Origin of the sequence: Sphingobacterium sp. FBM7-1 (assembly GCF_020687765.1) — a bacterium.
In the GTDB taxonomy this organism is placed as follows: Bacteria; Bacteroidota; Bacteroidia; order Sphingobacteriales; family Sphingobacteriaceae; genus Sphingobacterium.
This window is the reverse complement of record NZ_JAJEWJ010000001.1, coordinates 695,495-722,060: the sequence shown is the minus strand read 5'-3', so window position 1 is coordinate 722,060 and position 26,566 is coordinate 695,495. Positions and strand designations below refer to the sequence as shown.

The window sequence follows — 26,566 nt, the reverse complement described above, 5'->3', positions numbered from 1 at the left end:
CCCTGCATATGCAGGACACACCCCGAAAGCTTTTCAAATAGTTCAAAAATACAAATTTAGTTTTACGAACCAAGTTTTCGAGGTGTTATTTTTCCAGAGGGTGCAAATCCCTTACGAGCGGATTGAAACCCCGAATCGTTAGCAAGCTGCAAGGTGGTTTATCGTGAGGTATGCACTGAAGGAAGCAGGACTGCAAAAGTCTGTACCGACGAACAGAAAGTACATAAGAGGCATAGCAATAAGGATGAGTATCCACAGCAATACGAAGTCCAAAACAGTGTTCTGAACATGCTATTAAATCAGATTATTGTTATGTAGATGTACCGGCGATAGACGGAAGGAAAAAGCATTTACCAGGGGAGGTCTTGGTGGTTACGAGTTAATCAAGCCAAGAAGTCAGCAGAGGTCATAGTACTTGAGGTTAAACGAGTTGCAAATAGAAACTGCATAGGTCTCACAAACAAGGAAGGACTGAACGTAAAGAGGTTTTCAATAGGTAACGGAACACATAGTAGCCCTACTTAACGAAAACAGGTTAAAAACAACTAAAATGATAACAAGAGTAGTACAACCGTTTAATCTTCAAAGAGCATTGGAACACGTGATTGCCAATAAAGGCAGTGCGGGTGTTGATGGTGTTTCTATAAGAGAGCTCCGCAAGGTGTTTTCTGAAAAGAAACTACAACTGATTGAAGCAATCAAACAAGGCAACTACCAAGTACAACCCATTTTAGGTATTGAAATTCCGAAAGGAAATGGGAAAACTCGATTATTGGGTGTTCCCACCACTACAGAACGTGTGTTGCAACAAGCCTTAGCACAAACTATTGCACCACTTTTTGAGCCCGAATTTAGTAATTACAGCTATGGATTTAGACCTCACAAGAATGCCCGACAAGCCGTTGGACAATCTCGGGATTACATCCATTCAGGATTAAACCACATTGTGGATATTGACCTGAAAAACTTCTTTGATGAAGTTGACCACTGTTTATTACTGAATTTAATCTATCAAAAAGTGAAATGCAAAGCTACCATGCAACTCATACGCAAATGGCTCAGAGCATCTATTAAAATCAACGGAAAGCTACGAAAGAGAAGAAAAGGCGTTCCGCAAGGAATACGGTAAAAGATGACATCACTAAAGAGTTTAACGGCAAAGCCATCAATACAGACATTAAGCACGGACAGGAAAAAAACACAGGAAAAACAAAAGGTATTCTCATTGAAAACGGAACGGAATACAAAATTGATGACAAAGGAAATAAGCAGGAAATATGAAATTCTACTTTACAATATTTTTATTCTTACCCTTAATTCTATTTGGGCAAAATGACATTCAGCAAATCGTAAACAGCGAATTTGAAAAAGGGCATTTCAACGGTACTGTTTTCTACGCAGATGGAAAGCAATCCGTAAAAATCAACAAAGGATTTTCTAATATTCAGTTTGATGTAGCAATTGATAGCAACACTCGTTTCCCGATTGCTTCCGTAACCAAACTTTTTACATCACTTGCCATTTTACATCTTCAGGAAAAAGGACTAATTGACTTGAAAGATAAAATTGGAAAATACATTCCTAATCTTCCTGAAAATTGCAATGACATAACTATTCGGGATTTGATGACACATCATTCAGGATTGGAAAATGAACCCATCAAAGCAGTGATGAATAAGTATTCTATAGACGATTACATCAGGAACTTTGTAAAGAAATCATCAAACGATACGTTGAAATTCAACTATAACAATGTCGATTTTGTTTTACTCTCCAAAGTCATCGAAAACATTACAAAGAAGACGTTTTCACAATCAATCGAAGATATGATTATCCAACCGCTAAAACTGGAAAACACAGGATTTGTAAGCGAAAATGACATCATCAAAAACTTAGCTTACGGCTATCATAACTATTCGTTTGGAGAAGGCGAAAAAGACGAACCACTTTTTAACGACAGAAGATATATTTCTAATTATTACGGAGCAGGTGGAATGTATTCGACTACCGAAGATTTATACAAATTTTTATTAGCTCTAAAAGACAATAAACTGATTTCTGAAAAGTCAAAAAATGAATTTCTTCTCAAACCGCAAGCCGATAATTTTGTAGATTGGCTTTCAGGCAAACCTACATTTGGGTTTTACTTTGACGACAAAAAAAATGTGTACAGAAGAAGTGGAAGCATTGACGGATTTAATGTTGAAATCATCGTAAACAAAGACTTTGATAAAATTTTAATCATACTTTGTAATACCGATACCGCAGACTTACAGACCTTAGCAAACAGGATATATTTAAAACTGAATTAAAAATTTGAGCAATAAATGAAACACATACAACTCATAGAAACCATTCTGTACGTAAATGACCAACAAGCAAGTGCAGAATTTTACTCCAAACTATTCCGCAAAAATCCTGACCTGAATGTCCGGGAATGACAGAATTTAAACTTGCCGAAAATTGCAAATTGGGACTTATGCCAAACAAAGGAATTGCAAAAATCCTTTCAGACAAAACACCACATCCAGACGAAGGCAACGGCATACCAAGATGTGAATTGTATTTCTACGTTGAGAACATCCAACTCGAATACGATAACGCTTTACAAATTGGAGCAAAACTTATCAGTGCTATTGCAGACAGAGATTGGGACGACAAAGTTTGTTATTTTGCCGATATTGACGGACATATCATAGCGTTTGCTGAGAAAGTTAAGTAGAGTCGCAAACGAGTTTATATCTTTAGACATTGGTCTACAATATTACCATAAAATATTTTGTATATTTGCTTTGAGCGAACGGAAATACATTGAAGAGCAAAGCAATAAGCACCGTTACCAAATCGTTACCTGACTTTTTTGATAATCTTTATAAAAGCTTAGTATTCAACCGATACAGCTTTTTCCTGAAAACTTTAAAATAAAATAGATTTTTAAACCAGAACGGGGCAAGTTTGAAAAACTTGCCCCGTGCTACTATATGTGCGGTCGTTTGCTCAACGCTTTCAAAAAGAAGTAACCACACAGCCCCGATAACAGTGAACCTATCAAAACTGCTAGCTTTGCTTCTTCTACATGTAAGGGATCACTGAAAGATAGTAATGACACAAAAATAGACATCGTGAAACCAATTCCACCAAGCATACCAACACCGGCAATATGCGCCCATGTTGCTTTATCAGGCAACTGTGCAAGGCCGGATTTTATACATAGAAACGACGTGCTAAAAATACCCACTGCTTTGCCCACGAAAAGTCCAACCATGATACCGAGTCCCATATTCGACGTTAGTCCTCCGATCATTTCACTTTGAAAGGTGATCGCGGTATTTGCGATTGCAAATAATGGAACGATAATAAAATTGACCGGTTTTGCAATGGCATGCTCTAGTTTCTCCAGTGGAGATTCTATGTCGGTATCGTTCGTTGGGATCGTCATGGCTACGAGAACCCCCGCAATCGTGGCATGGATACCCGAATGATGGATAAAATACCATATGAAAATACCGGGGATGAGGTATAGCCATAAACTTTTTACACCTAAACGATTGAAAACAATCAAGAGTAAAAGGATGGCAGCTGCATACATCAAGTACGTGAAATGGAGTTCGGTTGAATAGAAAATAGCGATAACCAGGATCGCTAATAGGTCGTCTACAATAGCCAGTGCTGCTAAGAAAACTTTGAGACTTACAGGCACTCGTTTGCCAAGCATGGAAATAACGGCCAGCGCAAAAGCGATATCTGTTGCCATCGGAATACCCCATCCGTGATGTGTCTCCGTTCCTGCATTGAACAAGGTATAGATGAGTGCCGGAACGACAGCACCGCCGATAGCTGCTAATATGGGTAGCGCCGCCTGACGAGGAGAAGATAATTCGCCTTCCACCAACTCCCGTTTTATCTCTAAGCCTACCAATAGAAAGAAGATGACCATCAACCCATCATTAATCCAAAGGGCTACACTGTAGCGGAGTTGGATATGTTCATTTTCGAAGCCCAGCAGCGTGTTTAACAAAGCATTAAAGCCTTCCGCTAACGGACTGTTTGCGATAACTAAAGATAAGATAAGACATAAGAATAATAAGATTCCACCACCCGTGCTGGAGTCTAAAAATTCTTTAAGGGGTTTAAGGTTGATTAATTTTGCCATGGGCGCGAAGTTATTGAAAATTATTTGTTTTCACTACCTTTGATCGTATGAACTGGGACATCGTGAAAAAAGATTTCAAACGCTATTTGCAATTGGAACGGAATCTGTCGCCCCATTCGATAGCTGCTTATTTGAATGATGTACAGAAATTAGAGGCCTATTGTGCCTTTAAGGGGCAGACACTCCATGATATTGATGCCTTTTTTATTCAGCAGTTTCTGGTTTTTATCAATGATTTTAGTATCTCACCTTTTACACAGGCCCGGCTTCTTTCTGGATTAAGGACGTTTTTCGTTTTTCTACAGATTGAGTACGATCGGAAAGACAATCCTACGGAATTGCTGGAAACTCCTCGGCTAAACCGTAAGATTCCCAATGTACTGAATATTGAGGAGATTGATGCGCTAATTGCGGCGATTGATTCGTCTACGATAGAGGGGATGCGAAATAAAGCAATTCTTGAAGTATTGTACGGTTGTGGACTCCGCGTTTCTGAGTTGGTTATGTTAAAAATCTCTAATCTTTATTTGGATGTGGAGTTTATCAAGGTCGAAGGTAAAGGTAACAAGGAGCGCCTTATTCCTATTGGTCAACAGGCGATTAAATACTTGAAAATATATTTAGAGGAGGTACGACCACATATCCCTGTGCAAGCTGGATACGAAGATGCTGTATTTCTGAATCGTAGAGGGAAACAGTTGACCCGTGTTATGGTGTTTCTGATTATTAAAGATCTTGCCAAGAAAATTGGCTTGACGAAAACTGTTAGTCCACATACTTTTCGTCATTCGTTCGCGTCTCATTTGGTCGAGGGTGGAGCAGACTTACGTGCGGTACAAGATATGCTGGGGCATGAAAGTATAACGACTACGGAGATATATACCCATATGGATAAGGATTATTTGCAATCTGTCATCATCCAATATCATCCACGGTCCTAACTGATTGAAAATTAATATAACCGAGTAATTTTAATTTTGCAATATAATTGCATTTACATATCTTTGTGCTGATTTATGACAGCAAAGATAGCTCGGTTTATAGGTATATTCATGACACTACTGGTTTTATCGACAAGTAGTGGACTTCATTATACACATGATATTACGCACCAGCACGACTGTTATTCGGACGATCATGAACATACTGCCGCAGATGAATGTGCGCTTTGTTGGTTCGTTTTACATCAGGCAACGCATCATTTTGTGGCAGACGCGCTACTGCCCGATATCGCCGTACAAGAATACATAAACCCGCTCAACGGGTGGTATCGTTTGTCAAGTCAGGACGGCGCAGAGCGCTTGCAACGCAATAAAGATCCCCCTGCTGATATATAATCCGCTTTATCAGATTTATATCATTCCTAAAATTTTAAGAATACATGCAATACAAATGTTTAGCCTTTTGGGCGGTTCTATGGCTATTTGCCACACCATCGAAAGGGCAAGAAGAACATCCATTATCGATGAAGAGGCAAGACTCCATCCATCTGCAAGATGTTGAAGTCATCGGAGAACGGGGCGAGTTATCGCAGAGTACACACCGTCTTTCTTCTCGCGAAATACAGGAAAATAGGGGCAAAACGCTGGCCGAATCTCTGACTGCTATCTCAGGCGTATCGACAATTGGCATGGGAAATAGTATAGTGAAGCCGGTTATTAACGGACTCCATAGTAACAGGATACTTATTTTAAATAATGGCGTTCGTCAAGAAGGGCAGCAGTGGGGTATAGAACACGCGCCTGAAATAGACCCTTTCACAGCTCATCAACTGGAAGTTGTAAAGGGTGCGCAGGCTGTTCGGTATGGGGCAGATGCTTTAGGAGGAGTGATCCTAGCGTCGGCAGATGATATTGATTTGGACCGGGATTGGAAGGGAAATATCGATCTGATAGGGCAGTCCAACGGACGGGGTGGAGCGGCAAATGCCGTTTTGGAAGGAGGGGTGAAAACCTTGCCTGGACTAGGCTGGCGTATACAGGCAAGCAAAAAAAGACTGGGAAATTATCAAGCGCCTGATTACGTGTTGGGTAATACGGGGGTCAACGAGTTCAATTATGCGGGGACTTTGCAGTATAAAAGAGGTCGAAATGAGCTGGAGCTCTACTGGAGTCATTTTGGTACGCAACTTGGAATTTTTGAAGGCGCGCACATCGGTACGATAGAAGACATCCAAGCGCGCATCGCATACGGACGTCCTTTCGAAACATATGATTTTACTTACCAGATAAAGGCTCCGCGCCAAAAGGTGAGCCATGATCTGGCCAAGGTCTCGTGGGATCACCAATTTGGCAGTAATCGCAAATTGGAGGTGCAATATGGTTTGCAGCGTAACCGTCGTCGGGAGTATGATTTGCGAAGGGTCGAATCGGATGATACGCCTATGGCGGATATGGCGCTTACTACCCAAAGCTTGGATGTTGTATTGAAACAAGGAAATAGTTCGCTAGGTGTGCAATCCTTGTTGCAGGTTAATAATAATAAACCAGGTACCGGTACAACCCCCATTATTCCCAATTTCGATAGTTATGCAGCGGGTCTATTTGCCGTGCACCAATTTCACATCGATAGGTGGCATGCGGAGATAGGCGGGCGCTATGATTTCAAGTATTTGGATATAGCAGGATACCGTTATAGACGAGATGCTACCAATGAAGACGGAACAGTAGAGCAGTATCTTTTAACGGATACTCGCGAGTTTCATAATGCATCAGGAACAGCCGGTATCCTATATCATTTTTCTTCAAAACTAAGTTGGAAAAGCAATATCGGTCTGGCATGGCGAGCGCCTTCTGTAAATGAGTTGTATAGCGATGGTGTGCATCACGGAAGTGCAACTTATGAACTCGGGAAGCCCGACCTTCGCAGTGAAAAGGGCTTAAAATGGATAAACTCTTTTATTTGGAGCGGTGAAGGCCTCCAAGCAACGGTTGATGTGTATGCGCAGATGCTATACGATTATATTTATGCACAACCTAATCCAGATGCCGTTCGGCAAACGATTAGGGGTACCTTTCCGTTATTTGCATATCAGCAGTACGATGCATTCTTTTACGGAGCGGATTTACGATTGCGTTATGCGATACGCGAAAACCTTCATTATGACGTAAGCGCTTTTTTAGTTCGTGCGCGTAATGTGGAGGTGGATAGTTATTTGCCTTACATTCCACCGGCACGGCTTCAACAAGCTTTTTCGTGGGCATACCTGGGTGGATCAGCACCGGAAAGTTATGTCAAGATTGCACATCGTTTTGTGGCGAAGCAGACGCAATACGCGGAAGGCATGGATTATGCTGCACCGCCATCGGCTTACCATTTATTTGATATGGTGGTAAGCAAACAATTCAAAACGGACACGGATACCTCCTGGCAGGTGATGCTGTCTGTTGAAAACATATTTAATCGTTCCTATAAGGACTATATGGATCGTTTTCGGTATTTCGCCCATCAGATGGGTAGGAATGCGAACTTAAAAATTTCTTATCAATTTTAAATTTATCAAACACATGAAACAAGCACATCTTTTTATTATAGCGATCAGTATACTTTTCTTTGCTCCTTCTTGTTCTAAGGATGATCCGACTCCGGAGGTTGACCAAGAGGAAGTCGGTACAGCGACGTTAACGTTTACCGAAGTAGAGCGTGAAGCACACGACGACCATTACCATTATAATGACATTACTAACCCCGAAATCGAAGAGGTTAGATTTGAAGGCGCGAAAATGCTTCCGCCGGTAGATGTGCATCTGCATCTAGAAGTGGGAAAAACGTATCGGCTCGAATTGAAGGCGACGGATTTTGCAGGGCGCGAGACCCAACAAACGTTTCTGAACCGGGCCGAAACGCACCAGGCATTTATATTGGGTGCTGAGGCGGGTATCTTAACGTATGTATATGCCGATAGAGATGCCGATAATAATCGGGTAAATGTAGGTGTTACGGGGTATTTGACAGTTTTGAAAGAAACGAATATGTTTACGTTACGCTATGTTATGCGCCATTTAAATCCGGGTGTGAAAGCTAATGTCACGGCTGACGATTGGAACAATGCCAATTTTACCCAATTCACCGGAGCCAATGATCTCGACCTGAAAGTGGGAGTTCACCTAGTGGGCGAAGATGGCCACGACCATTAAAAAATAGTCGCTGGCATTATATTTTTCATTTCGATTTTAAAGTCAGGTAAAAAATAGTATTTTTGCCAGCGCAGTCTCCGTAGTTCAATGGATAGAATTTCAGATTCCGGTTCTGAAGATATGAGTTCGAATCTCGTCGGGGACACAAAAAAATCAGAAAAAGCGTTTAATGTTTTTAAACGCTTTTTTTGTTCGTATTTCGCTTCGCAAATGCGCTTTTAGCATTCCGTAAAGAACGCCGATTCCTAAATTTTACGCGAACAACTTCATCCTAAAATCACCCACATATTTTCTAAAACACAAAAAATTTGTAGGTTTACCTTATTCAGTCTATTAAAACACAACAAATACAACGGTTAATGAATTTTATAAAACCTTTTGCTAGCGCATTTTTGTTATTGAGCTTGTTCCTGCTTAGTGAACCTTTGCAGGCGATTACGCTGAAAGAATCACGGAACACTGTCGATACACTTTCTTGGGATGCTCCCTTGCCATTTGATCAGGAAGTCAAAACAGGTACATTGGATAATGGATTTCAATATTTCATCCGTAAAAACATAGAACCCAAAGATCGTGTAACGATGTATTTGGCAACCAAAGTTGGCTCTATTTTGGAAACCGAGGAAGAATTAGGATTGGCCCATTTTATGGAACATATGAATTTCAATGGGCTGAAACATTTTCCGAAAAATGAGTTGGTGGACTATCTACAACGTGCCGGTGTACGGTTTGGAAGTGATCTGAATGCATATACAGGCTTTGATAAAACCGTTTACCAATTGCCTATTCCGTCTGATGATCCCGAACTATTAAAAAATGGGCTTCAAGTATTACGGGATTGGGCGCAAGATGCCTTACTGACGGATGAGGAAATTGATAAAGAACGTGGCGTTGTGTTAGAAGAAATGCGGGGTGGAAGGGGCGCGGGGCAACGTATGCGTGATCAATATTTACCCATTATGCTCAATAACTCGCGTTATTCCCATCGTTTACCGATAGGTACCGAAAAGGTTATCCGAAATTTTCCTTCGGATGTATTACGGAACTTTCATAAAAAATGGTACCGACCGGACTTACAGGCATTGATTATTGTGGGGGATATTGATGTGGAAACGATGGAAGCAGAAATCAACAGGTTGTTCAGTGACTTAACCTCGCCACTAAATTTTCCTGAACATGTCGAATATAATGTGCCTCTGTTAGATGAAAATCAATTTATAGCGGTTACGGACCCGGAAATGACATACACGGTGGGACAAATTTCGATAAAGCATCCGGAAGAAAAGGTAGAGACCGTGCTGGATTTCCGAAAAAGCATGCTAAAATCAGTTTACAGTACTATGCTCAACGCCCGTTTATCCGAATTGGCGCAATCTGCGCATCCGCCCTTTATACAAGCCAGTGTGGGGATTGATGAGTTTTTAGGTGGTCTAGACGCCTATACGGCGTTTTTTGTTGCAAAACCAAACGAATTTGAAGAAGGTTTTAAGGCTTTGGTCCGCGAACTGGAACGTGTGCAGAAACATGGTTTTACAGCTACCGAGTTCGCGCGGGCAATCGTGAGTATCCAAAAGAATAACGAAACAGCTTATAGTGAGCGCGATAAGAAGAAATCGGAGCATTATGTAAACCGATACTTGAATTTTTATCTGGAAGATAGTCCTGCATTAAGTAATGAGGACTTATACCAATTATATAAGCAACTTCTGCCTACGTTAACGCTGGGCGAAGTAGATGCAATCGGGGAGTCGTTTTATATCGATACCAATCGGGACGTTATTATTATGGCTCCTGATCAGGAAAAGGAAAACCTTCCAGATCGACAGCAGGTAGATGGCTGGTTTGAAGAAGTCGAAAGGGAAGCGGTCGGTGTATATGAAGATAAAGTGTCTGACTTGCCGCTGATCTCAAAAGTGCCAAAGGCGGGCATGCTTGCCTCCGAAAAGCCTATCGAAGCTATAGATGCGAAAGAATGGATACTGAGTAATGGGGTTAAAGTTGTTTTGAAACCGACTACATTTAAGAATGACGAAATCTTAATTAGCGCATTTAGTGCAGGAGGAACCTCGCTCTATAGCGATAGCGACTACTTCTCGGCGGCTCAAGCAGCTAATTTGGTTAATAGTAGTGGTGTAGGGCAATTAAATACCGTTGAGCTACGAAAATACATGACGGGTAAAAATGTCAATATCAGTCCTTATATAAACGAACGTTATGAAGGTGTTTCTGGTTATACGGACAAAGAAGGACTGCATACAGCCTTCGAATTGATCTATGGCTATTTTACGGAACCTCGGATTGAAAATGACATATTCCAAAGTATTATCACGAGGTCGTTGTCTATGATCAGTAATCAAGAGAGTGATCCTAATTTTGTTTTTAGAAAAACAATTTTAGAAAACTTGTATAACGGTAATATTCGTCGTATGCCTATCTCGGCAGAAGGAATTAATAAAATCGATAAAGATCGCGCATTAACGATATATAAAGAACGTTTTGCAGATGCTTCCGATTTTGTATTTACCATTGTAGGATCGTTTACGGAAGAAGAAATCAAACCTTATCTGGAAAATTATCTAGCAGCTTTGCCTATAATAGACCGCAAGGAGCAAGCGAAAGACCTAGGGATTTACGAGCCGGAAACGGGCTTCGAAAAAGTGGTGCGCAAGGGCCAGGAAGAAAAAGCAAATGTGATACTGACTTACTATGGCGATTATACATATAATGAAATAGAAAATCTAAATATGAACGCTTTGGAAAGCGTACTGAGTATAAAGCTGATTGAGCGTTTGCGCGAAGAAGAAAGTGGTGTTTACGGAACCGGAGCTCGAGCATCCACCACCAAACATCCTAAAAACAGATACAGTTTTACCGTGTCGTTTGGTACCGGAGTAGATCAATATACATCACTGATTCAATCTGCTTTAGAAGAAATCGATAAAGTAAAACAGAATGGGCCATTGGCATCTGATCTAGAGAAGTTTAAAATTGAGCAGAAAAGGCAATTGGAGTTATCATTAAAAGAAAATAGGTTTTGGATGGGGCAGCTTTCTGGTGCTTATCAACGAGAAGAAGATCCAACGTATATCAGCCGTTACCTGCAAGATCTTGATAAAATATCGGTAGAATCGGTTAAAGAAACTGCAGCCAAATATTTAAAAGAAGAGAAGCTCTTCCAATTTATTCTCTTACCAGACACACAAGAATAGATACCAAAAATAAAAAATGCGCAGCTTTTGGGCTGCGCATTGCTAATAAGATGTTGGCGATTAGCCTAAATAAGATTTTAAAATTTTACTTCGCGAAGTATGGCGAAGGCGCTGTAGTGCTTTGTCCTTGATTTGGCGTACACGTTCTCTCGTCAAGCTAAATTTCTCACCTATTTCCTCAAGGGATAATTGGTGGTTGGTTCCTAGTCCAAAAAATAAGACGATAATTTCGCGTTCTCTCTCTGTCAAGGTAGACAATGAACGTTTAATCTCCTCCGATAGCGACTCATCAATCAGTATACTATCTGTATCCGGATCCGCATTTTCCAACACGTCCAGAAGCGTGTTTTCTTCCCCTTGAACAAAGGGTGCGTCCATTGATACGTGTCTTCCTGAGTTACTTAGTGTATCTGACACTTTGTCTACCGTAGTTTCCAAAATATCGGCTAACTCCTCCGGAGAAGGTTCACGCTCATATTCCTGCTCCAATTTGGAAAAAGCTTTGCTGATTTTGCTCAATGAACCTACTTGGTTCAGGGGCAAGCGCACAATACGGGATTGTTCAGCAATCGCTTGCAAGATAGACTGGCGAATCCACCATACCGCATAAGAAATGAACTTAAACCCTTTTGTTTCATCGAAGCGTTTTGCTGCTTTAATTAAGCCTAAATTGCCCTCGTTAATCAAGTCTCCTAAAGTAAGACCTTGATTCTGATATTGTTTAGCAACAGAAACAACGAAACGTAAATTGGTTTTTGTCAATTTCTCCAAAGCAACTTGATCTCCTTCTCGGATACGCTGAGCCAAGATTACTTCTTCTTCGGCGGTGATTAAGTCTACTTTACCAATCTCATGCAAATATTTGTCTAACGACTGCGATTCGCGATTGGTAATGGATTGTGTAATTTTGAGCTGTCTCATTTAAATGTATAAAATACCTTTCTCTTTTGAAATGTCTGCAAAAATAGTGAATTTTACTGAAAGTTCCTTCATATAAGTGTAAATTAAATACTCTGTATGAGGAAGTTAACAAGTGAGGTTTTATATTGTTTTACTAACAAAAATTATTCCAATTCCTCGCTGTCGCTAGTTAAAACGAAAGAATGATCGTTTTATTTTGTCTGGACTGCTTGGATAAATTATAGTAACACCTTTGTTATGAATTTCTTAAGTAAACGTATGGAAGGAAATTTCGCAAGTATATAAAACATATTCGATATCCAGATTGTTACGCTTAGTACAATATTTCATCTTTAAATTGAAAAGTTATGCCAATTAAAATTCATTTAGATAAGCTTATGTCTGAAAAGAAAGTCTCCTTGAATGAGCTAAGTCATCGGGTAGGGATTACGTTGTCTAATCTTTCTATTATCAAAAATGAAAAATCGAAAGCAATTCGATTAAGTACGTTAGAGGCACTTTGTAAAGCGTTAGACTGTCAACCTGGAGAATTAATGGAATATATCGAAGAAGGAGAATAATAAACGCTTAATCGAGTCTGTAACCTCTCAAAAAATCAGTTATAGCCATCCTCTTTTTACCTTCTAATTGAAGCGATGTTACCAAGAGGGAACCATCTTGGGTCGCGAACGATAAAAAGTTTTTTCCATCCGTGGTATATGTGCCGGGCTTTTTATCTGAAAATTCCCCCCTTGTTGTTTCAAAAATTTTCAAAACCTTTCCGTTTAAATGTGTAAACGCAGCGGGATAGGGACTCAATCCTCGGATTTGATTGTATACCTGATCCGTGGGGTTATCCCATATGATTTCACCATCTTCTTTAAATATTTTGGGAGCAGATTTCAACGCGGTATTTTCGAACGCTGCTTGTGGAATAGGTTGGAGTTTATCGTCTTTGATTGCCTGCACTGTTTTAAGCAATATTTCCGCTCCAGCTACCATCAATTTATCATGCAATATACCTGCGGTATCATCGGGTGCGATTTCGACCTGTTGCGAGAAAAGAATGTTTCCGGTATCTATCTCCTGTTGTAACAAAAACGTGGTTACACCGGTAACGGTTTCACCCTGTATAATAGCGTGGTTGATAGGAGCGGCGCCGCGATATTGGGGGAGAAGTGAAGCATGAACATTAATGGTGCCACGCGGCGGCATATTCCAAACGATTTCGGGAAGCATGCGGAAAGCAACGACAATTTGGAGGTCTGCGCGGTAGGACCGCAGGGTGGCAATAAAATTGGGGTCTCTCAACTTTTCTGGTTGTAAAACCGGTAAGCCTTGTTGTATTGCATATTTTTTCACCGCTGATTCGTGCATTTTCTGTCCGCGTCCTGCGGGCTTATCAGGCGTTGTGATTACAGCGACCACTTCTTCACCGGCGTGTAGTAACGCTTCCAAGGATGCAACTGCAAAATCAGGGGTGCCCATAAAAATAATCCGCATAATAGTAAGTAGAAGTAAGTGACAAAAATTATTAACTTTGCGAAGTTACAAAATTAATATTCACCTTGAATTTTCCTTACTTTTTAGCTAAGCGGATTACATTCATGGGGCATCGGACGTTTTCGAAGCTGATCGTCCGTGTTACGATAGGAGCGTTGGCCCTGGCCATTTCCGCTATTATTTTGTCTGTCGCTATCCTCAATGGATTTAAGCAGGAAATTATCGAGAAGCAAAGAGGGTTCTTTGGTGACATCGTTATCACAAAGAATGATTTGAGTGCCTCCTTTGAAAATACACCAATTGAATTAGCTCCCCAAACCCTTGCGCAACTAAGGACCCTGCCGCAAGTCATCGACATTACACCCTTTGCTACGAAAGCGGGTATCATGAACGTTAACGGGGAGGTGGAAGGCGTGTTATTAAAAGGTGTCGATAAGAGTTATAACCAACTCTATATACAAAAAAATATTATACAAGGTGATACACTCAATTTTTCGGACGGCGGTGATACGCAGCTTCTAATTTCGGAATATTTAGCAAACAGACTAGGGCTCAACGTTGGCGATAAGTTCATTATGTATTTCATACAAGAACCGATCCGGCGACGTCCCTTTACTATTCAAGGTATTTATACCACGCACACAGAAGAGCTAGACAAAACTTATGTCATCGGTTCATTAGACTTAATTAGAAGGTTAAATAACTTGGAAGAAAACGAAGTGGGGGCATATCAAATTAGGATAAAGGCTTTTGATTCATTGGAAAACACCACCGCTCAGATAAATAATATATTGCCCTCCCAAATGGATGCTTCAAACATCGTTCAGCAAATGCCAGATATTTTTAATTGGTTAAATATGCTCGACATGAATGATAATATCATTTTCGTACTCATGGTTATCGTAGCGGTGATTAATATGATATCTGCTTTGTTAATCAGTATTTTAGAACGTTCTTCGATGATCGGGATATTAAAGGCGTTAGGTTATCCAAGTGCAGGAATCCGACAGGTGTTTTTATACGGTTCGATTTATCTTATTGGAGTAGGTTTGATTATCGGGAATCTTATCGCTCTTTTTCTCTATTTTTTTCAAACAAATACGCACTTCTTTACCTTGGATCCCTATACCTATTACATCCCTTATGTACCGATGTATATCACTTGGTATGAAGTAGTAGGTTTAAATGTTGCGGTAATAATTATTGGGATGCTCACGTTATTTATTCCGACGATGTTGATCAGCCGGATTTCTCCGATTAAAACGATTCAGTTTAAATAATTTAGAAAAAGACCGAACTTTTCTTATTTTCCGCTATTTTTATAATACTATGGATAAACTATTACATCATATATCAGAAGCATTTTCGACACCTATTACGAATCCCGTATTAGTTTTTAGTATTATACTAACGATTATTCTGATTTCCCCAATCATTTTGCGGCCTATTAAAGTGCCCGGTATTATCGGGTTGATTTTATTTGGCGTGCTATTGGGGCCACATGGGCTAAATTGGTTGGCGAAAATTGATAAAGATACATTACAAGGAAACGGGGTAGATGCAATCGATTTGTTTTCAACCATTGGTCTTTTATATATTATGTTCATAGCGGGACTGGAACTTGATATGAATGAATTTAAAAAAACACGAAACAAGAGCTTGCTGTTTGGTGTGTTTACATTCCTCATTCCAATCGGTATTGGCTTCCCGGTATGTTATTATTTGCTAGGTTACGATCTTATGCCTAGTATATTGATTGCTAGTATGTTTGCCACGCACACTTTAGTGTCGTATCCCATCGTGAATAGTTATGGTATTTCGAAACGTGAAGCGGTTGCCATTACCATTGGGGGAACGATACTAACCGATACGGCCGTGCTGATTATCCTGGCCGTCATTGTTGGAGCGACGCAAGGTGAGATTAATCAAGACTTCTGGGTAACGCTTGGGGTGTCGTTTATACTCTTTCTATTTATTATGTTCGGCGTTATTCCGCGGATTGCTAAATGGTTTTTCCAGAAGATCGAGAGCGAAAAAACGGCACACTACATTTTCGTACTTGCCGTGGTTTTCTTTGCGGCGTTTCTAGCGGAGATAGCCGGATTAGAACCGATTATTGGAGCATTTGTGGCGGGTTTAGCCCTTAACAAGCTCATACCTCATTCCTCCGCCCTGATGAATCGAATCGAATTTATTGGTAATGCCATTTTCATTCCTTTCTTTTTGATATCCGTAGGGATGATTGTGGATACCAGTGTGTTAATGAAGGGGCCAATGGCGCTTATCATCGCCGGGACATTAACGGTTGTTGCCGTAACAGGAAAATTCTTAGCAGCGACCGCGACGAGTTTCTTTGCAAAGTATTCCAAAAACGATAGAAACTTGATCTTTGGATTGAGTAATGCACACGCTGCAGCTACCTTAGCGATTATAATGGTCGGGTATGACCGGGAGATTATCGATGAAAATGTACTCAACGGTACGATTGTATTGATCCTGATCACCTGTATCATTGCTTCGTTGGTGACGGAAAGTGCTTCGCGTCGGATTGTCATGGAAGGGCATCAAGATGATGAGCATATCGAACATGTTCCAGAACATGAAGAACGCCTCTTATTACCGATCGCTAATTTAGACACCATGGAGCCCATCTTGGACTTTGCGACGTTAATAAAATCTAAAAAATCGCCACATCCCCTCCATATTTTAAGTGTCGTTCCGGATAATGAGCAAGCAGAACGAAACATGGCGAACGCCCGAAAAAATCTGGATAGCATGGCGAAGTATGCTTCCGGATCGGAAATGGACGTGGAACTCATATCGACCATAGACTTTAATATTGCCAGCGGTATCGGTCGTACGTCAGAAGATATTCTGGCGGATTGCCTTATTTTAGGATGGCCGAGTGCAACATCTTTTATTGATAAGATTGTAGGCGAAAAAACAGAGAGTATTTTAAATCGTACCGACGCCAATTTGTTTATGTGCAAATTTGTCAATCCGTTTCTCGCGAATAAATCCATCATTGTTTTCGTCCCCCCACTAGCGGAATCCGAAAAAGGATTTGAGTACTGGATAGAGAAAATGCTGAAATTCGCTAGCGAGCTGACCCTCCCGCTCAGTTTCGTTTGTGACCTACGTACACAAGCTGCCATTTTAGAAGTATTTAAAATGCTGGAAACGAGCGTTCCCTGCTCTTTTGAAAATTACGAGGATTGGGATAATATTTATGGCCTTGCCACGTATAGTAATGCAGATGCATTATTGGTTTTTGTCTCCGCACGCTATGGTGATGTATCTTACAGAGATTCCCTTGACGGACTTGCGAAGCGAGTTGGACGTTATTTCAAAAAGCAGAACTTGATTCTCATTTTTCCGAGTCGTCGTGAAAATAGATACATAGATGATTATGAACATGTCAAAACAGCACCTATTTTCCGAAAAATAAGTCGGGAAATTGGAAATATGTTCACCAAAGAGTAGCGACCTATTTTGTTGTCCTGCGCGTAGATTCGCGGGCCAAAAGTAAAGGCTCGATGACGACAGGTTTTTGTGCGGCACGTGCGTCCAGCGATTGGTCAATAATCTTCAGAAACATCGTTGCACAAGCAGCTCCTATCTTGAGCGCTTGTTGGTCTATGGTCGAGAGGCTTGGTATAATATGCTCGGAGAAATTTTGATTAGCAAAGCCGATAACACCGATTTCCGGGGGTGTAATATTTTTCTCGTGCAATGCTTTAATAATTCCTAACGCCACATAATCGTCTCCACCGATGATAGCATCCGGTTGTTCACGAAGCTTTAAGAGTTGCTGTGTACCGGTGTAGCCCCCCTCTACCGTCAAATTGCCAGAAATGGTATACGCGGGGTTAGCAGGCAAACCCGCTTCCTGTAATGCTAGGAGATAACCCTCATAGCGCTCATTAAAGATTTTGATTTTATGCGCTGTAGTAATATAAGCTATTTTCCGATATCCCTCGTCCAATAGGTGTTTAGTCGCTATATACCCGGCTCGTACATCATCAATTTTCACCATGGCACACTGCAGATCGTCGTGTGTACGGTCAAAAATAATAAGCGGTTTACCTTCTTCTTTTACTTTTTCAAAATGGCTAGGATCTTTTGTTTCCAAAGACATGGAGGCTACTATCCCATCTACTTGGGCCTCTAAAAGTGTAGTTATACCATTCTTTTCCGAAATGAGCGATTCGTTGGATTGATAAAGTAGAATACTATAGCCAAACGATTTCAAGGAGGTTTCCAAGGCATGTATTACAGAGGCAAAATATTGCACTTGAGCGCTGGGAATAATGACACCTATCGTATAAGTCTTTCCGGAAGTAAGCGAAGACGCAATTTTATTAGGGCGATAATTTAAACGTATGGCCGTTTCTTGTACAGCCTTGCGCGTTGCTTCACTTATTGTAGATATGTTATTTAACGCCCTAGATACAGTAGATACCGTGATATTGAGCTCTTTAGCAATGTCGTAAACGGTGGTTTTTTTAGCCAAAATAAAATCTTTTAAACTTAATTTTTGTAAATATAAAATTTATTAAATAATTTTATGCAAGCGGTTGCATTGTGTGGCCACTATTTAAGATATACATAGGATGTTATTATTAGGAATAGATTTAGGTACATCGTCTATAAAAGTTTCCGTTGTAGATGCGACAACGAACACCCGGATAGTTTCTGCAAGTTTTCCCGAATCCGAGGCACCCATTCTCTCTGACAAGGCTGGATGGGCTGAGCAGGATCCATTGACTTGGTGGGCAGATACCAAAGAAGCTATAAAAAAAGCACACCAAAGTGGCTTATATAATCCAAAAGACATTGGCGCTATTGGAATTGCATACCAAATGCATGGTTTGGTAGTTGTCGATAAAATGCAGAAGCCACTACGTAATGCGATCATTTGGTGTGATAGCCGCGCGGTGGAACTGGGAAATAATGCTTATTCGGAGTTAAAGAAGCAGAACTTTTTGTCAGCACATTTAAATTCACCGGGCAATTTTACGGCATCCAAATTGGCTTGGGTAAAGCAACATGAGCCGGACTTGTATGCGCAAATCGACAAATTTATGTTGCCTGGGGACTATCTGAGTATGTGTTTTACGGGGGAGATAAATTCGAATATAAGTTCTATATCAGAAGGTATTTTATGGAATTTTGAAAAAAATAAACTTTCCGACCTGCTGTTGAATCATTACGGAATCGACGCTAACTTGGCACCTGATCTTTTACCTGTTTTCTCGACCTACGGAAAAATTCGCCCTACTGTTGCTGTAGAATTGGGGTTGTCGACGGATGTTGTAGTGACCTTTAAAGCAGGAGATCAACCTAATAATGCCCTTTCGTTGAACGTATTTGAACCAGGAGAAGTGGCAGCTACCGCAGGAACATCCGGCGTTATTTACGCGGTGACAGATAAACTTGTTTATGATCAAGAATCACGGGTAAATACCTTTGCCCATGTGAATTATCAGGATAGCAAGCCAAATCTTGGGGTGTTATTGTGTATTAATGGAACCGGTATTCAGAACAGTTGGTTAAAAAAAGTCACCGGGGCAGGCTATGACTATCCACAAATTAATGAACAGGCCGCTCAAATTCCTATTGGTTCCGAAGGAGTTCAAGTATTACCCTTTGGAAACGGTGCTGAACGAATGTTGTTGAATAAAACTGTACAAGCACATATAGAAAATATGGATTTTTTACGCCACAGCGCAGCACATCTCTGGCGTGCGGCGCAGGAAGGAATTGCATTTGCATTCCGATACGGGCTAGATATCATGCGTGAAAATGGTATTCAACCAGAAATTGTACGAGCTGGACATGCTAATTTATTTTTAAGTCCTGTATTTCAACAATCTTTTGCCGCTGCCACCGGCGTTAGCGTAGAATTATATGAAAATGATGGCAGCGTGGGAGCCGCTTTAGGCGCTGGATTAGGTATAGGCATTTACCGCGATCGGAAAGAGGCATTTTCGGGATTGAAGAAACGTGCGACAATCGAGCCTGCTCAAGTAGAATTATATAATGATCTATATGCGCAATGGAAAAAAAGTCTAGAATATAAACTATCAAATTAAAAACAATGAACATTTTAACAGGAAACCAAACCTATTTCAAAGACATCGGACAAATTAAGTTCGAAGGCCGGGATTCAGATAATCCCCTCGCATTTCGTTGGTATGATGCTTCTCGCGTAGTAGCGGGAAAGACAATGGCAGAGCACTTCAAGTTTGCCTGTGCCTACTGGCATTCTTTCAATGCAAACGGATCAGATCCATTTGGTGGTCCCACGTTGTTTTTCCCTTGGGATAAAAAAGCAACCATTCTTGAGCGGGCTAAAGACAAAATGGATGCAGCTTTTGAATTTATTACTAAAATGCAGCTTCCTTACTATTGTTTCCATGACGTGGATTTGATTGACTATACCGACGATATCGCCGAAAACGAACGCCATTTAGAACAGATCGTAGCCTACGCGAAGGAAAAGCAAGCACAAAGTGGCGTAAAGTTACTGTGGGGAACCGCGAATCTCTTTAGTCACCATCGTTTTATGAATGGTGCGGCTACTAATCCAGATTTCCAAGTGGTGGCGCATGCCGGTGCACAAGTGAAAGCGGCAATCGACGCAACAATCGCTTTGGGGGGCGAAAATTATGTGTTTTGGGGCGGACGTGAAGGTTACATGTCTTTATTAAATACCGATATGAAACGCGAACAGGAGCATCTTGCACGTTTTCTTCATATGGCAAAAGACTACGCGAGAAAACAAGGATTTAAGGGGACGTTCTTGATCGAGCCGAAACCATGTGAGCCTACGAAACATCAGTATGACTATGATGCAGCAACCGTGATAGGATTTCTACGTCAATTCGATCTATTGGAAGATTTCAAATTAAATCTAGAAGTAAATCATGCTACATTAGCAGGACACACCTTTCAACATGAATTACAAGTCGCTGCAGATGCGGGCTTACTCGGTTCTATTGACGCCAATCGTGGCGATTACCAGAACGGCTGGGACACGGATCAATTCCCTAATAACTTAAACGAACTTGCCGAATCGCTACTCGTTATTTTAGAAGCCGGTGGTCTGCAAGGCGGAGGTGTGAATTTTGACGCCAAAATACGTCGAAATTCAACAGATCCAGCAGATCTTTTCCATGCGCACATCGGAGGGATGGATAATTTTGCCAGAGCGTTGACCATTGCGGACGATATTTTGCAGCACTCAGACTATAAAGCCATACGAAAAACACGGTATAGCAGTTTTGATAAAGAGGAGGGGGCAGCATTTGAAAATGGGAAATTACAACTGGAAGATTTAAGAAGCTATGCGTTACAGCATGGAGAACCAACATTAACCAGTGGTAGACAGGAGTATATTGAAAATATAATAAATCGATTTATTTAATTTTTAAATTCTTTTATTACCTTAGCCGTCAAGATCAAATAAACCGTATGAATAATATATTATCAACCCCAGACTACTTAGTTTTCCTAGTTTATTTCGTTATTGTAGCGACGTATGGAATCTGGGTCTATAACAAGAAAAGATCGAAGGTAATAGGAGGGGATTCTAAGGATTATTTTCTAGCCGAGGGATCATTAACGTGGTGGGCGATTGGCGCATCGCTAATCGCTTCCAATATTTCAGCAGAACAGTTCATTGGTATGAGTGGTTCGGGCTTTAAGATGGGATTGGCGATTGCCACATACGAATGGATGGCGGCAATTACGTTGATTATTGTCGCCGTATTCTTTATACCGGTTTATCTAAAAAATAAAATTTTCACGATGCCACAATTCCTGCATAAGCGTTATAACGGAACAGTGGCTATGATTATGGCTGTTTTTTGGTTAGCCTTATATGTGGTGGTCAATTTAACCTCTATCTTATATCTGGGTGCATTGGCGGTCAGCAGTATATCTGGATTCAGTTTAGAATTCTGCATGTATGCTATTGCCGTGTTTGCCGTCATTATCACCTTAGGTGGAATGAAAGTAATTGGATATACAGACGTTATTCAAGTGTTTTTTCTGATCCTTGGTGGTTTGGCAACAACCTATTTAGCGCTGAATTTGGTTTCTGAACATTATGGTAGCGATGGTGTGCTGAGTGGATATGCTATTATGACTGATAAAGCTTCCGAGCATTTCGAGATGATTTTTGCGAAAGACAATGAAAACTATCTTGATTTACCTGGATTATCAGTGCTCATCGGTGGTATGTGGATTGTAAATCTTAATTATTGGGGCTGTAATCAATATATTACCCAGCGGGCATTAGGTGCGGATTTAAAAACAGCACGTAATGGTATATTATTCGCTGCTTTCTTGAAGTTGTTAATGCCTGTTATCGTTGTACTTCCGGGTATCGCTGCTTACGTGCTTTGGAAAGATGGACACTTTCAAGCAGAGATGCTACAGGGCGGCGAACTGAATCCAGACCGAGCTTACCCAGTTTTGTTGAACTTGTTGCCTTCAGGCTTAAAAGGATTATCGTTTGCGGCGTTAACAGCAGCCGTAGTAGCCTCATTGGCCGGGAAAGCAAATAGTGTAGCCACGATATTCTCACTGGACATTTATCAGAAGGTATTTAATAAGACGGCTTCAGAAAGACAGTTGGTTAACACCGGCAAAATTACGATTATCGTATCCATGATTCTCGCTGTGCTCATCGCACCACATCTAGGTATTGATAAGAAAGGCGGTTTTCAGTATATTCAGGAATATACCGGTTTTGTATCACCAGGTATTTTTGCGATGTTCATATTGGGCTTCTTCTGGAAGAAAACCACGTCGAATGCAGCTTTGTTTGCCACGATAGGAGGATTCCTTTTATCTGTTTTCTTTAAATTTTTGCCAAATTTTGCAGACCTATCATTCTTGAATACAACGGGTTTCGCTGTAATAAATCCAGCAAGTGGTTTATACGAGATACCATTCCTAGATCGTATGGGATTTGTATTTGTTATCTGTATTATTGGTATGTACGTCATTAGCAAAATAGAAAATGCGAAAGGGGTCGTGCCAAATGGCTTGGAAGTAGATGCCAAGATGTTCAAAGCACATCCCGGTTTTGTCGTGGGCGCCCTGTTAGTGACCTTGATAACCGCTGCTTTGTATATCATGTATTGGTAACGACATCAGGTTCGTGTAAATAGCGAAGTCGCACAAAGCGACTTCGCTATTTTTTTATAATACCAATGCCGGGCAAATCGGTTAATACACATCTGCCTTCATGAACATACATCCCTTTGTAAATATCATTGTTAATGAGGAGTGCTCCATCGAGATCCGCCCAGTCTACAAGAGGGGCTAGCTGTGCCGCAGCGGAAATCGCACAAGAGGTTTCTGTCATGCAGCCAAGCATTACTTTTAGATCTAAAGCACCAGCAAGTTCGGCCATTTTTTTGGCTTCGCGCATCCCTGTGCATTTCATGAGTTTGATGTTTATACCGCTATAAACGTCTTTTAAACCGATAATATCTGAATAACGTTGGCATCCTTCGTCTGCTATAGTTGGAATAGGGGAACGTTCCGTTAACCAAGCCATATCATCTATTTGTTCCTTGGGCATGGGTTGTTCGAGGAAAACCACATTTTGCTCGGCTAGCCATTGCGCCATCTCCAATGCCTGTTCTTTATTTTTCCAACCTTGGTTAACATCAGCACACAATGGAACATCGGTCATGGACCGGATGGTTTTGATCATCATTTTGTCGGTTTCGAGACCAAGTTTGACTTTTAATATCTTAAATTGTTGTGCTTCAGATACCTTCTGACGCACGATCTCTTCCGTATCCATCCCGATCGTAAAGGATGTAGGAGGGATAAGCGCAGGATTCAGTCCCCATACTTTATGATAAGGTTGCCCCAAGAGCTTCCCTAATAAATCGTGTAGGGCAATATCGATGCAAGCTTTCGCCGCGGTATGCTGCTCTTGGATGTCATCTATATACTGTAGTATGTCTTCAGTCTGAAACGGCGAACTGTATGTCGATAGATCGATTTTGTTCAAAAAACTGATGACACTTTCTTGCGATTCACCAAGATACGGAGGCATACTCGCTTCACCATAACCTACTACACCATCATACTCCAGTTCGATCAATACGACTGGGGTGGTGTTACGGCTAAACGCCGCCACCGTAAATACATGTTTTATTTCCAAGGTGTAAGGTCGAAAACGTAAAATGAATTTTCCCATTTTCCGGATATGCCATATTGCTGTTTGCATGTTCTTCAATTTGTTCTGAACGAAAATATACACTTTTTCGCATACGCAAAACCTATTCTATTTTTAATTTCTTCCTCGTATCTTTATACCATGAAAGCAACATTTGGAGGAGGATGTTTTTGGTGTACGGAGGTGATATTCCAAAACATCGACGGGATTCGGAGCGTATTGCCCGGTTATATGGGAGGAAAGACAACTAACCCGACATATAAAGAGGTGTGTAACGGTGATACGGATCATGTCGAAGTAATACAATTGGATTTCGATGAAAACAAGGTCGATTTTATGACATTATTAAAAGTGTTTTTTAAAACGCATGATCCGACGACGCTCAATAGGCAAGGGAACGATGTAGGAACGCAGTATCGTTCAGTTGTATTTTATCACGATGACGCCCAGAAGGAAGCTGTTGAACATTTTATTCAAGAATTGGAAAAGCATTCCGTTTTTGAAGATCCTATTGTGACTGCAGTAGAGCCTGCTACTACATTTTGGGAAGCTGAAGATTACCATCACGATTATTTTAATCAAAATCCAAGCAATCCATACTGCGCCGCAGTGATCGCTCCCAAGCTACAAAAATTCTTAAAAGAATATAAATAATAGGCTTATTTACTGCGCGAAACCTCGTAATAAACCTCGGTAATGCGAGGTTTTTTTATAGGGGACGTCCGTACCGTGAATCATTTACGTTAGGCTTCTTTTTGCGCTTATTTTAGACATCTTTGAACAATATTCCAACCCCGAAAATTCACTATTGCATTATGTTTGTACAAGAAAGTTACAAAACCGACTCATCAGTAAGCCTATAACATCAACGCTAAGTAATGAGTTGACCATTGACGAAAATATAAACCCAATGATATGCATCCTATTTGAGCCATGAAAGTACCTATGATCGTTGATTAGCTATGCTATATATTTTGTGAAAAACGATTATAAAATCGGTGTTTTTGTGATTTTCTATTATAAATAACACACCTCATAATTTGCGGGTAGTACTTCCGACGTCAATAGGATTCGAAAAATATTCTTATTTTTGAATAGATTACAACAACATCAAGATGACAGCATTAAAAGGTAAAAAAGCAATTATCACCGGCGGCGGCCGTGGTTTGGGAAAGGCAGTTGCATTAGCACTAGCGGCAGAAGGTGTCCATGTGGGTATCACGGGACAAAATGAACAGAAATTACAATCGGCAGTGGAAGAGCTTCGGGGGTATGGTGTGGAAGCGCACTATGCTGTATTTAACGTCGCCGATAATGCACAGGTGGAAAAAGGGATAAACGAGTTGGCAGAGGCGCTTGGGGGTGTACACATTTTAGTAAACAATGCGGGGGTAGGCCAGTTTGGCAAAGTGATGGAGATGGTACCGGAGGATTTCCAAAAGGTATTTGATATTAACTTTTTTGGTGTTTATAACGTGGCAAGAGCGGTATATCCGTATCTCAAAACAGCAGGGCAGGGTGATATTATCAACGTGGCATCTACAGCAGGTCTGAAGGGTGGCGCGGGTATGGCGGCTTATGCGGCTTCCAAAGCGGCGGTGATTTCGCTTTCGCAGTCGATGATGGCGGAATGGCGTAAAGACGATATCCGGGTGATAACATTAACGCCGAGCACTATTGCGACGGATATGAGTATAGAAGGCGGCTTAACCGACGGCAACCCCGATAAGGTGCTGCAGCCGGAAGATTTCGCAGAATGGGTGGTGGATATACTGAAAATGAATCGACGCGCGCTGATCGCAAATGGATCTATTTTTAGTACGAACCCTTAAACCTTAAATAATGAAATGGGCAAAAAGGGCCCTCCCAAAAGTACTTGGGAGGGCCCTTTTTATATGCAAGAAAATTAATTCAGCTTAATCATTACGTCAACCGGATTTCAAGACTATCATCCGAGCACTTATACACGCTAGATAAAGCAAGGTATCCTCATTCCACGTGTGGTAGGTTCACGACATTTTTACCCGGATGCGGATCTTCAGCGCGCCCCCGAAGAATGTGTGCGCAGAGGCAAACGATAGGTTTATAGCGTGTAACTTTGCGACGGCGCCCGGCAAGCTCATGTCGTAGGGGTACGATGCGTCTTCCTCGTCCGTCGTCATCGCACTTCCGCAAATGCGTACGCATTTAGTGTTGTTATTTCACCGTGCTTTGCCATTCCGGAAGCAAATGAATTATATTTTGATGTTTTTGAATGAAAAATCAACACCGATTTTTTTTTTAATCTAGACATTTGAAATGGAATTTGTAAGTAGCTAACTAAAAAAATCACTGCAAATAACTAATTCCCAAAACCGCATTTAGAACGCATCTTGTAGAACGCCTGAGGTATGGCAATATATCTTTTTGAGAACGTGATTCTCATGGACGGTTTTTTTATGGTGAGCAATAAGTTTAA

22 protein-coding genes and 1 tRNA gene are annotated in these 26,566 nt (G+C 40.9%); 17 read left to right on the top strand and 6 right to left on the bottom strand.

Annotation, left to right across the window (positions count from 1 at the left end; genetic code table 11):
- Positions 1-550 precede the first annotated feature (550 nt).
- The 3 genes from LKO28_RS03350 to LKO28_RS03340 all read left to right on the top strand — a co-directional run bounded on the left by LKO28_RS03350 (position 551) and on the right by LKO28_RS03340 (position 2,722).
- Complete coding sequence (locus LKO28_RS03350) at positions 551-1,129, top strand: reverse transcriptase domain-containing protein (RefSeq protein WP_227693285.1); 579 nt, start codon at positions 551-553, stop codon at positions 1,127-1,129.
- Between the two features lie 148 nt (positions 1,130-1,277).
- Positions 1,278-2,312 (top strand): serine hydrolase domain-containing protein, encoded by a 1,035-nt coding sequence (locus LKO28_RS03345; protein ID WP_227693284.1) that lies wholly within the window; start codon positions 1,278-1,280, stop codon positions 2,310-2,312.
- Between the two features lie 125 nt (positions 2,313-2,437).
- The gene (locus LKO28_RS03340; protein WP_227693283.1) at positions 2,438-2,722 is read left to right on the top strand and encodes a lactoylglutathione lyase; all 285 of its coding nucleotides are present in this window, start codon (positions 2,438-2,440) and stop codon (positions 2,720-2,722) included.
- A gap of 255 nt (positions 2,723-2,977) precedes the next feature.
- Here LKO28_RS03340 and nhaA read toward each other — a convergent pair whose 3' ends face one another.
- On the bottom strand, positions 2,978-4,153 hold the full coding sequence (gene nhaA, locus LKO28_RS03335) for a Na+/H+ antiporter NhaA (protein ID WP_227693282.1): 1,176 nt from the start codon (positions 4,151-4,153) through the stop codon (positions 2,978-2,980).
- Positions 4,154-4,200: 47 nt separating this feature from the next.
- Here nhaA and xerD point away from each other — a divergent pair, with 47 nt between their 5' ends.
- The 6 genes from xerD to LKO28_RS03305 all read left to right on the top strand — a co-directional run bounded on the left by xerD (position 4,201) and on the right by LKO28_RS03305 (position 11,498).
- Positions 4,201-5,094: a site-specific tyrosine recombinase XerD gene (xerD, locus tag LKO28_RS03330; protein WP_227693281.1), complete on the top strand. Its 894-nt coding sequence runs from the start codon at positions 4,201-4,203 to the stop codon at positions 5,092-5,094.
- 111 nt (positions 5,095-5,205) lie between these two features.
- Entirely contained in the window at positions 5,206-5,490 is a 285-nt protein-coding gene (locus tag LKO28_RS03325; RefSeq protein ID WP_227693280.1) for a hypothetical protein, read from the top strand.
- Between the two features lie 44 nt (positions 5,491-5,534).
- A complete protein-coding gene (locus tag LKO28_RS03320; RefSeq protein WP_227693279.1) occupies positions 5,535-7,646 on the top strand; it encodes a TonB-dependent receptor in 2,112 nt (703 codons plus the stop codon).
- 13 nt (positions 7,647-7,659) lie between these two features.
- A complete protein-coding gene (locus LKO28_RS03315; RefSeq protein WP_227693278.1) occupies positions 7,660-8,289 on the top strand; it encodes a hypothetical protein in 630 nt (209 codons plus the stop codon).
- A gap of 73 nt (positions 8,290-8,362) precedes the next feature.
- Positions 8,363-8,434: transfer RNA gene (locus LKO28_RS03310), tRNA-Arg, on the top strand.
- 214 nt (positions 8,435-8,648) lie between these two features.
- The gene (locus LKO28_RS03305) at positions 8,649-11,498 is read left to right on the top strand and encodes a M16 family metallopeptidase (protein WP_227693277.1); all 2,850 of its coding nucleotides are present in this window, start codon (positions 8,649-8,651) and stop codon (positions 11,496-11,498) included.
- A gap of 60 nt (positions 11,499-11,558) precedes the next feature.
- Here LKO28_RS03305 and LKO28_RS03300 read toward each other — a convergent pair whose 3' ends face one another.
- On the bottom strand, positions 11,559-12,419 hold the full coding sequence (locus tag LKO28_RS03300) for an RNA polymerase sigma factor RpoD/SigA (protein WP_130139837.1): 861 nt from the start codon (positions 12,417-12,419) through the stop codon (positions 11,559-11,561).
- 347 nt (positions 12,420-12,766) lie between these two features.
- Between LKO28_RS03300 and LKO28_RS03295 the strand changes: the two genes are divergently transcribed.
- Positions 12,767-12,979: a helix-turn-helix domain-containing protein gene (locus LKO28_RS03295; RefSeq protein ID WP_227693276.1), complete on the top strand. Its 213-nt coding sequence runs from the start codon at positions 12,767-12,769 to the stop codon at positions 12,977-12,979.
- A gap of 7 nt (positions 12,980-12,986) precedes the next feature.
- Here the strand turns inward: LKO28_RS03295 and fmt are convergent, their stop codons facing one another.
- Positions 12,987-13,901: a methionyl-tRNA formyltransferase gene (fmt, locus tag LKO28_RS03290; RefSeq protein ID WP_227693275.1), complete on the bottom strand. Its 915-nt coding sequence runs from the start codon at positions 13,899-13,901 to the stop codon at positions 12,987-12,989.
- Between the two features lie 65 nt (positions 13,902-13,966).
- On the opposite strand from fmt, the gene LKO28_RS03285 reads away from it, so the two are divergent.
- Both LKO28_RS03285 and LKO28_RS03280 read left to right on the top strand, forming a co-directional pair.
- Positions 13,967-15,181 carry an ABC transporter permease gene (locus LKO28_RS03285; RefSeq protein ID WP_227693274.1) on the top strand — a complete coding sequence of 405 codons (1,215 nt, stop codon included), beginning with the start codon at positions 13,967-13,969 and terminating at the stop codon, positions 15,179-15,181.
- Between the two features lie 49 nt (positions 15,182-15,230).
- Positions 15,231-17,384: a cation:proton antiporter gene (locus LKO28_RS03280; protein ID WP_227693273.1), complete on the top strand. Its 2,154-nt coding sequence runs from the start codon at positions 15,231-15,233 to the stop codon at positions 17,382-17,384.
- Between the two features lie 4 nt (positions 17,385-17,388).
- Here LKO28_RS03280 and LKO28_RS03275 read toward each other — a convergent pair whose 3' ends face one another.
- Positions 17,389-18,414: a LacI family DNA-binding transcriptional regulator gene (locus LKO28_RS03275; protein WP_227693272.1), complete on the bottom strand. Its 1,026-nt coding sequence runs from the start codon at positions 18,412-18,414 to the stop codon at positions 17,389-17,391.
- Between the two features lie 100 nt (positions 18,415-18,514).
- On the opposite strand from LKO28_RS03275, the gene LKO28_RS03270 reads away from it, so the two are divergent.
- The 3 genes from LKO28_RS03270 to LKO28_RS03260 are packed head-to-tail and all read left to right on the top strand — an operon-like array spanning position 18,515 to position 23,060.
- Positions 18,515-19,996 carry a xylulokinase gene (locus LKO28_RS03270; protein WP_227693271.1) on the top strand — a complete coding sequence of 494 codons (1,482 nt, stop codon included), beginning with the start codon at positions 18,515-18,517 and terminating at the stop codon, positions 19,994-19,996.
- A gap of 5 nt (positions 19,997-20,001) precedes the next feature.
- Positions 20,002-21,330, top strand: a complete 1,329-nt coding sequence (gene xylA, locus LKO28_RS03265) for a xylose isomerase (RefSeq protein ID WP_227693270.1) — start codon at positions 20,002-20,004, stop codon at positions 21,328-21,330.
- A gap of 47 nt (positions 21,331-21,377) precedes the next feature.
- On the top strand, positions 21,378-23,060 hold the full coding sequence (locus LKO28_RS03260; protein WP_227693269.1) for a sodium/sugar symporter: 1,683 nt from the start codon (positions 21,378-21,380) through the stop codon (positions 23,058-23,060).
- A gap of 46 nt (positions 23,061-23,106) precedes the next feature.
- Here the strand turns inward: LKO28_RS03260 and LKO28_RS03255 are convergent, their stop codons facing one another.
- Positions 23,107-24,159, bottom strand: a complete 1,053-nt coding sequence (locus LKO28_RS03255; protein ID WP_227693268.1) for a dipeptide epimerase — start codon at positions 24,157-24,159, stop codon at positions 23,107-23,109.
- Between the two features lie 90 nt (positions 24,160-24,249).
- Here LKO28_RS03255 and msrA point away from each other — a divergent pair, with 90 nt between their 5' ends.
- Together msrA and LKO28_RS03245 are read left to right on the top strand one after the other, a co-directional pair.
- A complete protein-coding gene (gene msrA, locus LKO28_RS03250) occupies positions 24,250-24,762 on the top strand; it encodes a peptide-methionine (S)-S-oxide reductase MsrA (protein WP_227693267.1) in 513 nt (170 codons plus the stop codon).
- Positions 24,763-25,223: 461 nt separating this feature from the next.
- Positions 25,224-25,940 carry a 3-ketoacyl-ACP reductase gene (locus tag LKO28_RS03245; RefSeq protein ID WP_227693266.1) on the top strand — a complete coding sequence of 239 codons (717 nt, stop codon included), beginning with the start codon at positions 25,224-25,226 and terminating at the stop codon, positions 25,938-25,940.
- A 157-nt stretch (positions 25,941-26,097) separates the two neighbouring features.
- On the opposite strand, the gene LKO28_RS03240 is transcribed toward LKO28_RS03245, so the two are convergent.
- A complete protein-coding gene (locus LKO28_RS03240) occupies positions 26,098-26,295 on the bottom strand; it encodes a hypothetical protein (protein ID WP_227693265.1) in 198 nt (65 codons plus the stop codon).
- Positions 26,296-26,566: the final 271 nt, after the last annotated feature.